Raw genomic sequence first — 14,205 nt, 5'->3', positions numbered from 1 at the left:
ATCGGCGGGCGTCAGAACCGGAACCTGAGGCCGAGCGTCACGGGCATGGCGATCAGATGATAGGTCTGGGTGGACGCCTTATTATTGAAGTATTGGCCGCCGACGGACAGGGCGAGGCCGAACCTGCAGCTAAAGAAATAAGCCACGCCCATCTTTACGCCCGCCGTGACGCCGACTTTGGTAGAGGGACGGGTCGTCAGTGTATTCCCGCCGTTGGCGATCTTGCTGCCGGCCGGAATCGATGCCCCGGCGGACAGTGTTATGTTCGACTGCCAGCCAAGGGGACCGCCGATGGTCGCCTTGCCAAACAGCTGCACGGGGATAATTGGTTTGCCCGGATAGACCGTATTCCAGGTATTCGGGGCCGAGCCGGCATAGGGAATATCGTCCTGATAGGAAAGCGTAATATAAGACGCGGAAATACCGGCCTGGAACCAGTGGTTGAAAATGCGCGAGACTGCCAGTTCGCCGGCCAGCTGTGCGCCGTTGGTCCGGGTATGTTCGGTGGTATTGTCGTAGCGCGGGATGGAGTTGAACGAGCCGCCGCCGTCCACCGCTATCTCCCATTTCTTGTGACAATCGTCCTTGTCTTTTGGCAGGGATCTGACCCAGCTGGTATCGTTGAGGATATAGGTCAGGGCGCCGCCGCCGGTGGTGTCGGCTTTCAGCGGGACGTGGAGAAGTATGGCTGTGTCCTTACAGAGGACGAACTGGTCGACGGTCGGCTCGCCGGAGATCTTTGAAAAATAACCCATGCTGTCATTGGCGGTGGATAGGGTGATCGATGGTCCGGACCAGCTGTACGAGGGTATCGGTTTTTTCTTTTTTGAAGTCACCATTGCCTGGTAGAATCTGATCGTGATATGAAGGGGCCGGAGGTGCAACTGTTTGTTGACGAGTGTATCCGCCTCTGCGGTGAATTTTATGTCTCGGCAGCAGCCGGCGACCCCTCCTGCGGAGAGCGGGTCTTTGGCAAAGAAGGCGTTGCCGCAGGTATGGAGGATATAGAAGGTGCAGCCAGTGGGTCCTGTGATCAGCCAGGCGGTGATGCCGTCGTCGCCTTCGCCTGCGGGCATGAGGCTGACGTAGGTGTACTTGCTTCCTTTATTGAAGAACCCGAGGTTGCCGATTGTACCGGGGTTAACGAATGTGTTCTTTATGTTGGAGGCCCTGAGGTCTTTCCAGCCGTTGGTGAATCCGATGTCCTTCAGCAGATGGTTGAAAGCGGGAAAACTGACATTGTATTTATTATGGGTGGCCGGGTCTTTTACCGAGCGGATAAATGCGGAGCGTGTGGTGATGCCGTTCTTCTGTTGCAGGAAGGGGAATTGTGGGTGGTTGCCCAATTTTTCGGTGAAGTCGCGTGGTTTTTACTGGTGTCGAACTGGAATAAGGTGGAAGCGTGTGAACAGGTGGATTGAGCGGACGCGGATATGCACAGAAGCGCCAGGGCTACGGTTAAAAGGGGTCGGGTCATGCTGGCAGTAACGTAAAAACTATCAATTTGTTATATATAATCATGAAAAATAACGGTATAGACCCATTAACAAAAAAATCAAAAATATTTTTTTCCTCATCCGTTAAACGATTCCATTTACCGCTTGTCCTAAGAAAAACCTTTAAAAAAAACTTAAAAAACCCGACTAAATCAACTTTATGAAAGCGAGAACCCGAGCTTCGATCCGACCCCTGGAGAATCATCCATTCCGGATCAAAATGAAAAGCCTTTCGAGACTGATGCTGGCCACTGCCTTTGCAGGTATTCTGTTTGCGTGTAAGAAAAGCAGCGACAATAACAGCGCGGCGCCGATGTCGAATCAGGATGCCGCGACGCAGTCCGACGACCAGACCCGTGTATCCAATGAGAGCGACGCCGCATTTGACGACGTGACCACGGTTATGAATGACCAGACCACTTGTGACCGGCGCCGGCGCGTCGACTGTACGTTATGGCGTAACGACGACGGGTGTGGATACGGTGAAAAAGAAGCTGATCTGCGACGCGGTCGTAACTTTCGATACCACTAATGCAACGCATACGCTGACGATCACCTATAATGGTACGGGCTGTGGACTCAACCGCAAACGTACGGGTACGGTTACGATCTCCATTCCTGCCGGTGTACATTGGAAAGACAAGGGGGCACAGGTCACGGTTGTCTTTAACCTGACGGTTACACGTCTCACGGACAATAAGAGCATCGTGCTTACGGGTTCGCATGTCTATACGAACGTTACGGGTGGCAATGTTATCAGCCTTACGCCCAGCAGCCAGCCCATTATTCATACGGTCGCCAGCGACAATATGGTCATCACGTTCGACAACGGCGCGCAGCGCACCTGGCATGTTGCCCGTCAGCGTACGTACACGAACCTCAACGGTTTTGCGGTAGCTCTGAGCGGCACGCATACGGACGGGGCTACTTCGGGTATTTCCGAGTGGGGCACCAACCGGTGGGGCAACAATTTTACGACCGTCATCAATCAGCCTCTGACGGTAGCGGCCAGCTGTGGCTGGCAGCTGACCAGCGGACAGTTCACGCTGAACAATGCCGCGGGTTCGACGTCGATCACTTTCGGTCTTGACGCCAACGGTAACGCATCGGGTTGCCCGGTGCAGGGAAGCACTTACTATTTCAAGCTTGCTTATACGAGCAACGCGAACAAGACGTATACGTTCATCCTACCTTACTAAGCTAAAGTTAGAATTGAAAGGCCCCCGGATCGGGGGCTTTTTTTGCCCATTTTTGCCAGGTAGTCGGGATTAAGTACATTGCTGTCATGCAAACCGTTACTGCCGAATGGCTCCAGTCCATCGAAGTCTTAAAGGATGTTCCGATCCCCCAGCTGCAGTGGATGATCGACAACAGCCGTCACTATACCCTACAGGAAGGATCCTATCTTTTCCAGGGCGGCGATGCGCTCGCGGGGACGAATGTCCTCCGGTCGGGCAAGATCCGTCTTTATATGCTGCAAAATAAAGAGATGAGGGAAGTAGCGACGATGCTGCCGATGGACGTCGGCGGCGCCCTACCCTTTTCCCGCGGCGCGAAGGCGAGTGTCAATGCGGTGGTTCTGGAAGCCGCAGATGTCATGACCCTTCCAAAGGAAAAGTTCCGGGAGATGGTCGCCAGTCATTATGAGCTGACCGAGGCGCTGGTGCACGTCATGACCAACAGGGTCCGGACCTTTACGTCCCTTCAGCAGCAGAACGAGAAGATGATGGCGCTGGGTAAGCTCTCCGCCGGTCTGGCGCACGAGCTGAACAACCCCGCGGCTGCTATCGTCAGGGGCTCGGAATCGCTGATCAAACACCTCAAGCTGGATCCCGTCTCTTTCAAGGAGGTCATGTCGATGCGGGTGGACGAAAAGGATGTGGACATCGTCACCAACAAGCTGTTCGAGGTGCTCGACCGGAAGGAAAAGCCGAAGCTGACGCTGATGCAGCGTACGGAAAGGGAAGACGAGATGCGGGACTGGATGGACGACCACAAGGTCGAATGCAGCGACGAGATCGCGGAGACCTTTCTGGAGTACGGCTTTACGATCAAAGACCTCGAGGACATGGAGAATCAGCTGCCGGACAAGGAACAGTATTTTTCCCCGTCCTGAACTGGATGAACCAGAATCTGGTGACGGAGAGAATGGTCAGTGATATCCAGGAAGCTGCCCAGCGTATCTTCCATCTGGTGCAGTCGGTGAAGAATTTTACGCATATGGATCAGGGTAAGGCTAAGGAGCTGGTCGATATCACCACGGGTATCGAGAATACCCTGACGATGCTGCAGTACAAACTGAAGAAGGGCAATATCGAGGTCGTCCGGGAATTCGATCCCGGTACGCCTAAAATAATGGCGATGGTTGGCGAGCTCAACCAGGTGTGGACCAATCTCATCGACAACGCCCTCGATTCGATGCAGGCGGTGGGCCGGGGCAAGCTGACGATCAGGACTGAAAAAGACCACGAGTTCGTCAAGGTCGTGATCATCGACAACGGTCCCGGCATTCCCGAAGAGATCAAGTCGCGGATCTTCGACCCTTTCTTTACGACAAAGGATATCGGAAAGGGGACTGGCATGGGATTGGATGTGGTGTCGCGCATTGTTGCACAGCATCATGGTTCCGTAAAAGCGACATCAGAACCGGGCAATACTGCATTTATAGTGTGCTTTCCGATAGAGGGGTGATCGGTGATTTCTACGTAACTTGCAAGTACATTCAATTATGAGTTTACCCATTATCTTTTCAATAGACGACGATCCTCAGGTGCTGCGGGCGATAACGCGGGACCTGCGAACGCATTATCGCGAAGACTACCGCATTCTGAGCACGACGTCGGTGCGCGAGGCGCTGGACAGTCTGCTCGAGCTGAAGAACAAGGCGGAGACGGTGGCCCTGTTCATCTCGGACCAGCGTATGCCGGAGATGGAGGGCGTGGATTTTTTACAGCAGGCGCGGGAGTTCTATCCCGAAGCGAAGCGGGTGCTGCTGACGGCCTATTCCGATACCGATGCCGCCATCAGGGCCATCAACGACGTACAGCTGGACTATTATCTGATGAAGCCCTGGGATCCGCCGGAGGACAGGCTTTATCCGACTATCAATGACCTGCTTGACGACTGGCAGGAAAAATATCGTCCGGCTTTCAAGGGTCTCAAGGTGATCGGCTACCAGTTCTCGCCGCACTCCCACGAGGTAAAGGAGTTCCTTTCAGGCAACCTGATCCCCTACCAGTGGCAGGACGTGGAGCTGAGTCCCGATGCGAGGGAGCTGCTGAAGCTGAACAATATCCAGATGAAGGATCTTCCGGCGCTGTTCTTCGAGGACGGAAGCTATCTCTGTATGCCCACGATTCCCGAGATTGCGAAGAAGATCGGGCTGAATCCCAGCATCAAGAACAGCATCTACGACGTGGTGATCATCGGCGCGGGGCCAGCGGGTCTGGCGGCGTCGGTCTATGGGGCGTCGGAGGGGCTGAAGACGCTGCTGGTCGAGCGGCGCAATCCGGGGGGCCAGGCGGGCACCAGCTCGCGGATCGAGAATTATCTGGGCTTCCCCAACGGGCTGAGCGGCTCAGACCTCACCCGCAGGGCGATCGCCCAGGCGACGAGGCTGGGCGCGGAGGTCCTCGTGCCGTGCGAGGTCAGGGATATCAGCCAGAAGGACGGATATAAAAAGATCACGCTGGAGAACGGTCAGGAGATCAATACCCATGCGGTGGTGATCACTACTGGAGTCGACTACCGCAAGCTGGATACGCAGGGCATCGCCGATTTTACGGGCGCGGGGGTCTATTATGGCGCTGCGATGACGGAGGCTTCGGCGTTCAAGGGCTGCGAGGTCTTTGTGGTCGGCGGGGGTAATTCGGCTGGCCAGGCGGCCATGTATCTTTCCAAGTTCGCGAGCAATGTCACCATCGTCATCCGGAAAAAGGATCTGACCAGCACGATGTCGGCCTATCTGATCGACCAGCTGGCGACAAGAAGCAATATTCATATACTGCCCTGCAGCGAGATCACCTCGGCGATTGGCAAAGAAGGGAGGCTCGAAGAGCTGAAGATCGCCAATGCCGACTCGAATGAAGAGCAGGTCCACAAGGCGAATGCCCTGTTCATTTTTATCGGCGCCAGGCCTTTTACCGACTGGATCGGGCTGGACATCATCAAAGATGAGAAGGGCTTTTTGGAAACGGGCCGCGACCTCAGGCAGCACGAGCAGTTCGGAAAGGTCTGGAAGCAGGACAGGGAACCCTATATGCTGGAGACCAGCTGTCCGGGTATTTTTGCCGCGGGGGACGTCCGCGCGGGGGCGATGAACCGCGTCGCGTCGGCTGTGGGAGAGGGGTCGATGGCCATCAGCTTTGTACACAAATATTTAGCGGAAGTATAATCTATAAAATCTAAGCGCATGCCACCGGAAGAAGAAGTCTGTTCGCACATGAAAGCAATCACCGAGTTGAAGCAGGCCAAAGAATATGTCTGTGAGGAATGCATCAAGATCGGCTCCGACTGGGTCCATCTGAGGACTTGTCAGACCTGCGGCGCGACGCTCTGCTGTGACCAGTCGCCGCACAAACACATGACCCAGCACTATCACCATACCGGTCATCCGGTGATCATCTCCTCGGAGCCCGGGGAGAGCTGGATGTGGTGTTATCCGGACAAATTGTTTGCAGAATATTCCTGAACTTGAGGTATCTTCGCGCGAATCTGCCAGGAGGGCCTGGAAGGGTTTCCTCCGGAGTCAGCGCTTTAAAAATGAAGATTCTCATACAGTCAGCCCACATTATTGACCGTGGGTCCTCCCACAACGGAACGGTCCGGGATATATTGATCGAAAATGGCGTCATTACGGCGATCGGCGACGGCCTCCATGCTGAAGGAGCTGTGGTCGTCCGCCACGAAGGCCTGTGTGTTTCCCCGGGCTGGGTGGATATTTTTTCCCATTTCAACGATCCCGGTTACGAATTCAAGGAGACGCTGGAGACGGGGGCTGCGGCCGCCGCGGCCGGTGGCTATACCGATGTATTTGTCCTCCCCAATACAAAGCCGGTTGTAGACAGCAAGACCCAGGTGGAGTATATCCGCAGGGGGTCGGGCGCGCTGCCGGTAACGGTCTGGCCTATCGGAGCGATGACGCGGGGACTGGAGGGGAAGGATCTGGCGGAGATGTACGACATGCGCAACAGCGGGGCCGTAGCGTTCAGCGATGGCACGAGTCCGGTACAATCGGCAGGGTTATTGTTAAAAGGATTGCAGTACGTCAAGGCTTTTGGCGGTACGGTGATCCAGATACCCGATGATACGACGGTTGGCGCAGGCGGACTGATGAATGAGGGGGTCGTTTCGACCCGGCTGGGTCTGCCCGGCAAGCCTATGATGGCCGAAGAGCTGATGGTGGCCGGGGATATCAAGCTGGTGCGCTATACGGAATCTAAAATCCAGCTTTACAGGAGTAACCTCTCCGCGCAGTCTGGAGTATATCCGTCGGGCGAAGGAGTCGGGTCTGGCCGTGAGCTGTTCGGTGACGCCCTATCATCTTTTTTCGCGGATGCCGACCTGGTAAACTACGATACTAACCTGAAAGTATATCCGCCGCTTCGCGACAAGTCGTCGGTGGAATTGCTCCGGAAGGCCGTGGCGGGGGGACTGGTCGACTGTATTGCGTCGCACCACCTGCCCCATGAGTTCGACAGCAAGGTATTGGAATTCGAATACGCCAAGAAGGGCATGATCGGGCTGGAAACGGCCTATCCGGTGCTGAGGACGGTGCTGCCTTCGTTGTCTTCGGAGGCGATCGTCGATCTGCTCAGCTACAGGCCGCGCAGCCTGTTCGGACTGGAACAGCCACGGATACACGAAGGTCATCCTTCCGTGCTGACGCTATTCAATCCGGGGGACAGACGAGGCCGGAAGAAAAGAGTACGCGGTCGAAGTCGAAGAACAGTCCTTTCTTCGGAAAGACGCTACAGGGGAAAGTGGTAGGCATCGTCAACGGCGGCAAGCTGTCATTAAACGAGCAAGTCTGATGTCCGGCAAAAGAATTTCGATACCGTTGCAATTCGGATTGATCGCGGCCGTCGCCGAAGTCCTGTTCATCCTGGGAACCTACTGGGCGGGTCCGAAGGTGTTTATCGGAGGTATAGCTTTTCTGTCTTATTTGATCGCTATCGTCTTTGCCGTAGCGGCTGTGCTGGTGAAAAAGAGGGCGAACGGCGGGTTGATCGGCTTCCAGGAAGCGGTGAAGGCCGGTTTTGTAGTTCTTGTCATGGCGCTGGCCATGCGCGTTCTTTTTCCCTGGCTGCTGGTCAACTATATCGACCCGCATTTCCGGGACCGGCTGATCCCGGAGATGGTCACACAGGCGGAAAATGGCTACCGGAGGTTTGGGGTGTCCGAGGACAAGATCCAGGAGCAGGTAGAAAGTCTTAAAAAGAGCCTTTTCCGTTGGGGTCGATGCTGACGGGACTGGCCTGGTCGTATATTGTGTTCTTCTTTATTTCCCTGCTGATCGCTGCGATCGTCAAACGCAAGCCAGGGGTCAAATAAAACAACGAATGGAAATTTCAATCGTCATACCTGTGTACAACGAAGATGAGTCCCTGCCCGAGCTCTGCAGCTGGATCCAGCGGGTAGTGGAAAAGGCCGGCTTTTCCTATGAGATCATTATGGTCGACGACGGCAGTACCGACAATTCCTGGGAGGTCATCCAGGAGCTGCGGAAAAACAATCCCCATATCAAGGGGATCAAATTCCAGCGCAATTACGGGAAGTCGGCCGCTCTGAACGAAGGCTTCAAAGCCACGCGCGGGGATGTGGTGGTCACGATGGATGCCGATATGCAGGATAGTCCCGACGAGATCCCCGAGCTGCGGCGGATGATACTGGAAGACCGCTATGACCTCGTCAGCGGCTGGAAGAAGGTGCGGCACGATCCCGTCTCCAAGACCCTCCCCTCCAAATTCTTCAACTGGACCACGGCAAAGGTCAGCAAGATCAACCTGCACGATTTCAACTGCGGGCTGAAAGCTTATCGCGGCAAGGTCGTCAAGAGCATCGAGGTCTATGGTGAGATGCACCGTTATATTCCTGTCATCGCCAAATGGTCGGGGTTCAAACGCATCGGCGAAAAAGTAGTGGAACACAGGGCGCGCAAATACGGGCATACCAAGTTCGGCGGTCTGGGAAGGGGGCTGAAAGGCTTGCTGGATCTGGCGTCGATCACCTTTGTCGGTAAATATGGCAAACGGCCCATGCATTTCTTTGGCCCGCTGGGCGTGCTCTGCGGGCTGGTCGGCGCGGGCGAGGTGATTTCTTTGCTGATCCAGAAGCTGGAGAATATGAGCTCGTTCACACTGACCAACAAGCCCTCTTTTTATATTGCGCTCACCTGTACGGTGCTGGGGACCCAGCTCTTCCTTACCGGCTTCGTAGCCGAGCTGCTCTCGAGGAATTCGCCGCAGCGCAATGCCTATCTGATCGAACAAAAACTGGGTCTCGAGTCATGAGCCGGCGCTCTGTCGTCATCATCGGTCCGGCTCACCCGCTGAGGGGCGGGCTGGCTTCTTTCAATCAGCGACTGGCCGTCCAGTTCAACAATGAGGGATATGACTGTAGGATCTATTCCTTCTCCCTGCAGTATCCCGAATTCGTGTTCCCCGGCACGACGCAGTATTCGTCGGAGCCCGCGCCGGAGGGGCTGATCATAAAATCCCGGATCAATTCTATCAATCCGCTGAACTGGTTATCCGTGGGTAACGAGCTGCGGCGGATGCGTCCCGATATCATTGTCGTCCGGTACTGGCTGCCGCTGATGGGACCCGCGCTGGGTACGATCCTGCGCCGGGTGAGGAAGAACAGGCATACGCGTATCGTGGCGATCACCGACAATGTGATCCCGCATGAAAAGAGGCTGGGCGACAAACCATTTACAAAGTATTTCCTGAAGGCTTGCGACGCGTATATCACGATGAGCGAAAAGGTGATGAAGGATCTCCGGAGTTTCGAGGCGGTCAAACCCGCGCGTCAGGTGCTGCATCCGCTGTATGATAATTTTGGCGAGCCGATCCCGAAGGAGACGGCGCGGGCTATTCTGCGTGCAAAGGGCGTCGGGATCGGCGAAAGGGACAAGGTGATCCTTTTCTTTGGTTTTATCCGAAAATACAAGGGGCTCGATATCGCGCTTGCGGCGATGGCCGACGCGCGTATGCGCGACCAGGGTATCCGGCTGATGGTAGCCGGGGAGTTCTATGAGGACGCGGCCCCGTACCAGGAGCAGATCGACCGGCTGGGTATCCGGGACCTGCTGGTGCTGCGAACAGATTTTATCCCCGACAGCGAAGTGCGGGACTATCTCTGCGCCGCCGACGCCGTCATCCAGCCGTACCGGAATGCGACGCAGAGCGGTGTTACGCCGCTGGCCTATCATTTCGAGAAGCCGATGATCGTTTCCAATGTGGGAGGGCTGCCCGACCTGGTACCCCACGAACAGGTGGGACTGGTAGCGGAACCGGAGCCGGGGGCCCTGGCCGATGCGATCCTGCGGTATTATACGCTGGGTGAAAGTTATTTCCTACCGGCATTGCGCAGGGAGAAGGAAAAGTATTCGTGGACGCGGCTGGTTCAAACGATTGAAGAATTATGTTAGACTGGAACAAGATCGACAATAGCTGGACCCTCTTCCTCGACAGGGACGGGGTCATCAACGTGGAGAAAGAAGGCAGCTATATCTTTCACTACGGGGAATTCAATTTTTATGAGGGCGTGAGGGAAGCGCTGAAGACCTGCGCCGCTGTATTTGGCCGGATCGTGATCGTCACCAACCAGCGCGGTGTGGGGAAGGGGATGATGACGGCGGCGGACCTGCAGGATATCCACGCCAAAATGGCGGCGGAGGTCGTACTCAGCGGCGGAAGGATCGACAGGGTTTACTATGCCGATTCTCTTGACAATGCCCATCCTTTGCGAAAGCCCCAGCCGGGCATGGCGCATTCCGCGAAGAACGACTTCCCGGAGATCGACTTTTCCCGGAGCATCATGGTGGGCAACAATATCAGCGATATGGAGTTCGGAAGGAATGCGGGGATGTACACCGTCTTTCTGACCACCACCAACCCCGAACAGGAGCTCCCCCACCCTGCCATCGATATGGCTTTTAGCTCGTTATATGAATTTGCAAAACATTTGCATTTGGCATGAAATTTTCGCGTTCAATACACGTTGGAATCGGTATGCAATTCTTTAACTTTCATCGGATAGTGATCCTGGTGCTCGTGGTTGCGGGTCTTTTGGGAACCGTAACGGAGAGTTATGCCCAGCCGCCGCTGACCTATGCGCGGAAAAACGCGTTCCGGTTGCAGGAAGACTCGCTCAAGACGTTTGCCTATAATATTGTTAATCTGGAGTCTGCTTCCGAACGTTTTCGGTCGGACAGCCAGTTCATTCGTACGCTGGTCAGGACGCTGAAGCAGCCTAATTCCTTTTACTACCCGTTCGATTCTTTGATGACGATCTCGCGGCTTTATGCTCCGGACAGCAGTTTTCGCATCCTGACCTGGGAGTATCAGAAGGATGATTTCATCTTTTTACAGGAAGGCGCGATACAGATGCGGACCCCGGACGGTTCGCTGAAGTTGTTTCCGTTGTTCGACGTCTCGATGTTTACCGGGAAGCCGCTGGATTCCGTGCGGTCGAACAGGAACTGGATCGGCGCCATCTATTACAAGATCATCGAAAAGAACTGGCAGGGAAAGAAATACTATACGCTGCTGGGTTTTGACGATTTCAGCCAGACCAGCAACAAGAAGTGGATGGAGGTTCTGACCTTCGGTCCGGAGGGGCAGCCTCAGTTCGGCGGGCCTTATTTCTCCTTTAAAGACGACTCGGTCCGCAAGGGTGTGCAGTATCGTTTCAGCATCGAATACAAGAAGGAGGCGGGCACCCGGTTCAACTACGACTCGTCGATGGATATGGTCGTCTATGATCATCTGGTCTCCGAAGGCGACCAGCCCGAGAAAAAAGATACCTATATTCCGGACGGCGATTTCGAAGCTTTCCAGTGGAAGAACGGGCAGTGGCTGCATATTCAGAAGCAGCTCTTCTCCTATAAGCTGAAGGACGGGCAGTTCCCGGTGGAGCAGAAGATGCTCGACGACCAGGGCAATCTCGACGAGAGCAAACTACAGGAACAAAGCCAGAAGAATATACAGAATGCCAGGAAGAAGCCGGCTCCCGCGTCGCCGGCAAAGAAGCCTAATTAGTGGTTCAGCAGCCTCGCCTTGGCGCGGTTGTACTCCTCTTCGGATATAGCGCCTTTCATCTTTAGCTCGAATAGCTTTTCCAGTTCGGCAGCCACCTGTGGTGCGCTGGCTGCGGCTCCGCGGGTATCCATAGCGGCGGCCATCTGTTTTGCCTGGTTACCGTATTCCCAGTTCTTGTATTCCGACTGGGCGGCGGCGATCGTCTCCTGAAGACGTTTGGGGTGGTTGACGTTGACGTAGGTGGTGGCCCCGACCTGCGCGGCGGTTTGTATCTCGACGTCGCCGTAGTTGAAGATCCTGCCCATGACCGTACGGCTATAGGAGACGTTATTGATCTTGTCGAGCGGGCTTTCTTTTGCGAAATGGTTGATCAGGCCGACCTCGTCGATGACCCGGAAATTGGTAACGACCCAGATATTGGCTCTCCAGGCGGCGTAGCGGATCAGCAGGTACAGCAGCCCGAGTACGGCGGCGATCCAGCCATAATTTTGGATGAATCCGATAAAATACGAGCCGACGAAGCCCACCAGAGCGATGAATACCGGGATGATCAGGGAGGTCCAGCTCGCGTGGGTTATCAGTAGTATCTTCTCTCCTTTCTGAAGCGAAGTGCGCATATAAAGAATTTTGATCCGTCAGTCGTCGAGCTTCAACACGGCTAAGAAGGCTTCCTGCGGTACTTCTACGTTGCCGATCTGGCGCATCCTCTTCTTTCCTTCTTTTTGTTTTTCCAGGAGCTTGCGTTTGCGGCTGATGTCACCGCCGTAACACTTGGCGGTTACGTCCTTGCGGAGGGCGCTGATGGTCTCGCGGGCGACGACTTTGGCGCCGATGGCGGCCTGGATGGCGATCTGGAATTGCTGGCGCGGCAGCAGTTCTTTCAGTTTCTCACAGAGTTTACGGCCGAAATCCGCCGACCGGCTGACGTGGATGAGGGCGCTGAGTGCGTCCACCTTGTCGCCGTTGAGGAGGATATCCATCTTGACGATCTTGCTCTCGCGGCGGTCTATGGGATGATAGTCGAAGGAAGCATACCCGCGGGTCTGGCTTTTCAGCTTGTCATAAAAGTCGAAGACGATCTCGGTCAGCGGCATCTCGAAGATCAGCTCGACGCGGGTGGTGGTCAGATAGCTCTGGTTGAGCAGGTTACCCCGCTTGCCCAGGCAGAGGGTCATGATATTGCCGATATAGTCGGGCTTGGTGATGATCTGCGCCCGGATAAAGGGTTCTTCGAAGCGGTCGATCCGTGTCGGGTCCGGCATTTCAGCGGGGTTGTTGACGACGATCACCTCTCCCTTATTGGTAAACGCTACAAAGCTAACGTTGGGAACCGTGGTGATGACGGTCTGGTTGAACTCGCGTTCGAGCCGTTCCTGGATGATCTCCATGTGCAGCATGCCGAGGAATCCGCAGCGGAAGCCGAATCCGAGGGCACTGGGAGGTCTCGAGTTCGTAGGTCAGGGAGGCGTCGTTCAGCTGCAGCTTGTCCATACAGTCGCGGAGCTCTTCGAAATCGTCGGTATTGACCGGGAAGATACCGGCGAAGACCATGGGCTTTACCTCTTCAAAACCCTGGATCTGTACCGGATCGGGATTGCTGGCCAGGGTGATGGTATCTCCCACCTTCACTTCTTTGGCGTTCTTGATGCCGGTGATGATATAGCCTACGTCTCCGGCCAGCACTTCTTTTCTCGGGTCCAGCGTGAGCTTGAGTACTCCGACCTCATCCGCTCCATAGGACAGACCGGTGGAAACGAATTTTACAATATCGCCTTTTTTCAGGCTGCCGTTGAGAATACGATAGTATACGATGATCCCGCGGAAGGAGTTGAATACGCTGTCGAAGATGAGGGCCTGCAGGGGGGCGTCGGGATCGCCCTTGGGTGCGGGGATCCTTGCCACGATTGCCTCCAGGATCTCGGGAACGCCGACGCCGGTACGGCCGCTGGCCAGCAGGATGTCTTCGGGTTTGCATCCGATGAGTTCGATGATCTGGTCTTTTACCTCGTCGATCATCGCCCCGTCCATATCGATCTTGTTGATGACGGGGATGATCTCCAGGTCGTTCTCGATAGCCAGGTAGAGGTTGGAGATGGTCTGGGCCTGGATACCCTGGGTGGCGTCCACCAGCAGGAGGGCGCCTTCGCAGGCGGCCGGGCGCGGCTCACTTCATAGCTGAAGTCCACGTGACCGGGCGTATCGATCAGGTTCAGTATATAGTTTTCTTTATTCTGGGTATAGTTGATCTGGATGGCGTGGCTCTTGATGGTGATCCCCTTTTCGCGTTCGAGGTCCATGTCATCGAGCACCTGCGCCTGCATATCCCTTTCGGAGATGGTGTTGGTTACTTCCAGCAAACGGTCCGCCAGGGTGGATTTTCCGTGGTCGATATGGGCGATGATGCAAAAATTCCGTATATTTTTCATTCGACGGCAAATTTACGCTTA

17 protein-coding genes are annotated in these 14,205 nt (G+C 55.2%); 12 read left to right on the top strand and 5 right to left on the bottom strand.

Annotated elements, in window-relative coordinates; all coding sequences use genetic code 11:
* Window positions 1–11: 11 nt before the first annotated feature.
* Entirely contained in the window at window positions 12–1,346 is a 1,335-nt protein-coding gene (locus tag ACQ86N_RS16395; RefSeq protein ID WP_431216077.1) for a hypothetical protein, read from the bottom strand.
* Window positions 1,347–1,656: 310 nt separating this feature from the next.
* Here ACQ86N_RS16395 and ACQ86N_RS16390 point away from each other — a divergent pair, with 310 nt between their 5' ends.
* The 12 genes from ACQ86N_RS16390 to ACQ86N_RS16335 all read left to right on the top strand — a co-directional run bounded on the left by ACQ86N_RS16390 (window position 1,657) and on the right by ACQ86N_RS16335 (window position 11,758).
* A complete protein-coding gene (locus ACQ86N_RS16390) occupies window positions 1,657–2,028 on the top strand; it encodes a hypothetical protein (protein WP_431216076.1) in 372 nt (123 codons plus the stop codon).
* Entirely contained in the window at window positions 1,979–2,695 is a 717-nt protein-coding gene (locus ACQ86N_RS16385; protein ID WP_431216075.1) for a hypothetical protein, read from the top strand. Before ACQ86N_RS16390 ends, ACQ86N_RS16385 begins: the two co-directional genes overlap by 50 nt.
* 86 nt (window positions 2,696–2,781) lie before the next feature.
* Window positions 2,782–3,612 (top strand): cyclic nucleotide-binding domain-containing protein, encoded by an 831-nt coding sequence (locus ACQ86N_RS16380; protein WP_431216074.1) that lies wholly within the window; start codon window positions 2,782–2,784, stop codon window positions 3,610–3,612.
* A 5-nt stretch (window positions 3,613–3,617) separates the two neighbouring features.
* Window positions 3,618–4,187 carry a sensor histidine kinase gene (locus tag ACQ86N_RS16375; protein WP_431216073.1) on the top strand — a complete coding sequence of 190 codons (570 nt, stop codon included), beginning with the start codon at window positions 3,618–3,620 and terminating at the stop codon, window positions 4,185–4,187.
* Between the two features lie 37 nt (window positions 4,188–4,224).
* Entirely contained in the window at window positions 4,225–5,889 is a 1,665-nt protein-coding gene (locus ACQ86N_RS16370; protein WP_431216072.1) for an FAD-dependent oxidoreductase, read from the top strand.
* A gap of 18 nt (window positions 5,890–5,907) precedes the next feature.
* A complete protein-coding gene (locus tag ACQ86N_RS16365; protein ID WP_431216071.1) occupies window positions 5,908–6,186 on the top strand; it encodes a UBP-type zinc finger domain-containing protein in 279 nt (92 codons plus the stop codon).
* 71 nt (window positions 6,187–6,257) lie between these two features.
* Entirely contained in the window at window positions 6,258–7,484 is a 1,227-nt protein-coding gene (locus ACQ86N_RS16360) for a dihydroorotase (RefSeq protein ID WP_431216070.1), read from the top strand.
* 43 nt (window positions 7,485–7,527) lie between these two features.
* Window positions 7,528–7,962 (top strand): DUF4199 domain-containing protein, encoded by a 435-nt coding sequence (locus tag ACQ86N_RS16355; RefSeq protein WP_431216069.1) that lies wholly within the window; start codon window positions 7,528–7,530, stop codon window positions 7,960–7,962.
* A gap of 94 nt (window positions 7,963–8,056) precedes the next feature.
* Window positions 8,057–9,007: a glycosyltransferase family 2 protein gene (locus tag ACQ86N_RS16350; RefSeq protein WP_431216068.1), complete on the top strand. Its 951-nt coding sequence runs from the start codon at window positions 8,057–8,059 to the stop codon at window positions 9,005–9,007.
* Entirely contained in the window at window positions 9,004–10,146 is a 1,143-nt protein-coding gene (locus ACQ86N_RS16345) for a glycosyltransferase (RefSeq protein WP_431216067.1), read from the top strand. Before ACQ86N_RS16350 ends, ACQ86N_RS16345 begins: the two co-directional genes overlap by 4 nt.
* Window positions 10,140–10,697 (top strand): D-glycero-alpha-D-manno-heptose-1,7-bisphosphate 7-phosphatase, encoded by a 558-nt coding sequence (locus ACQ86N_RS16340; protein WP_431216066.1) that lies wholly within the window; start codon window positions 10,140–10,142, stop codon window positions 10,695–10,697. Before ACQ86N_RS16345 ends, ACQ86N_RS16340 begins: the two co-directional genes overlap by 7 nt.
* A gap of 32 nt (window positions 10,698–10,729) precedes the next feature.
* On the top strand, window positions 10,730–11,758 hold the full coding sequence (locus ACQ86N_RS16335; protein ID WP_431216065.1) for a hypothetical protein: 1,029 nt from the start codon (window positions 10,730–10,732) through the stop codon (window positions 11,756–11,758).
* On the opposite strand, the gene ACQ86N_RS16330 is transcribed toward ACQ86N_RS16335, so the two are convergent.
* From ACQ86N_RS16330 to ACQ86N_RS16315, 4 genes are read right to left on the bottom strand one after another with little or no spacing between them, the layout of a single operon-like run.
* Complete coding sequence (locus ACQ86N_RS16330) at window positions 11,755–12,375, bottom strand: PH domain-containing protein (protein WP_431216064.1); 621 nt, start codon at window positions 12,373–12,375, stop codon at window positions 11,755–11,757. The two genes, ACQ86N_RS16335 and ACQ86N_RS16330, sit on opposite strands and share 4 nt — an antisense overlap.
* An 18-nt stretch (window positions 12,376–12,393) precedes the next feature.
* The gene (locus ACQ86N_RS16325) at window positions 12,394–13,146 is read right to left on the bottom strand and encodes a hypothetical protein (RefSeq protein ID WP_431216063.1); all 753 of its coding nucleotides are present in this window, start codon (window positions 13,144–13,146) and stop codon (window positions 12,394–12,396) included.
* Entirely contained in the window at window positions 13,076–13,885 is an 810-nt protein-coding gene (locus tag ACQ86N_RS16320) for a GTP-binding protein (RefSeq protein WP_431216062.1), read from the bottom strand. The genes ACQ86N_RS16325 and ACQ86N_RS16320 overlap by 71 nt, the downstream gene beginning before the upstream one ends.
* Window positions 13,771–14,184 (bottom strand): GTP-binding protein, encoded by a 414-nt coding sequence (locus ACQ86N_RS16315; protein WP_431216061.1) that lies wholly within the window; start codon window positions 14,182–14,184, stop codon window positions 13,771–13,773. Before ACQ86N_RS16315 ends, ACQ86N_RS16320 begins: the two co-directional genes overlap by 115 nt.
* Window positions 14,185–14,205 lie beyond the last annotated feature (21 nt).

The organism is Puia sp. P3 (genome assembly GCF_050632245.1).
In the GTDB taxonomy this organism is placed as follows: Bacteria; Bacteroidota; Bacteroidia; order Chitinophagales; family Chitinophagaceae; genus Puia.
Note: the sequence above shows the minus strand (reverse complement) of the source record. Positions and strands in the feature narration are given on the sequence as shown.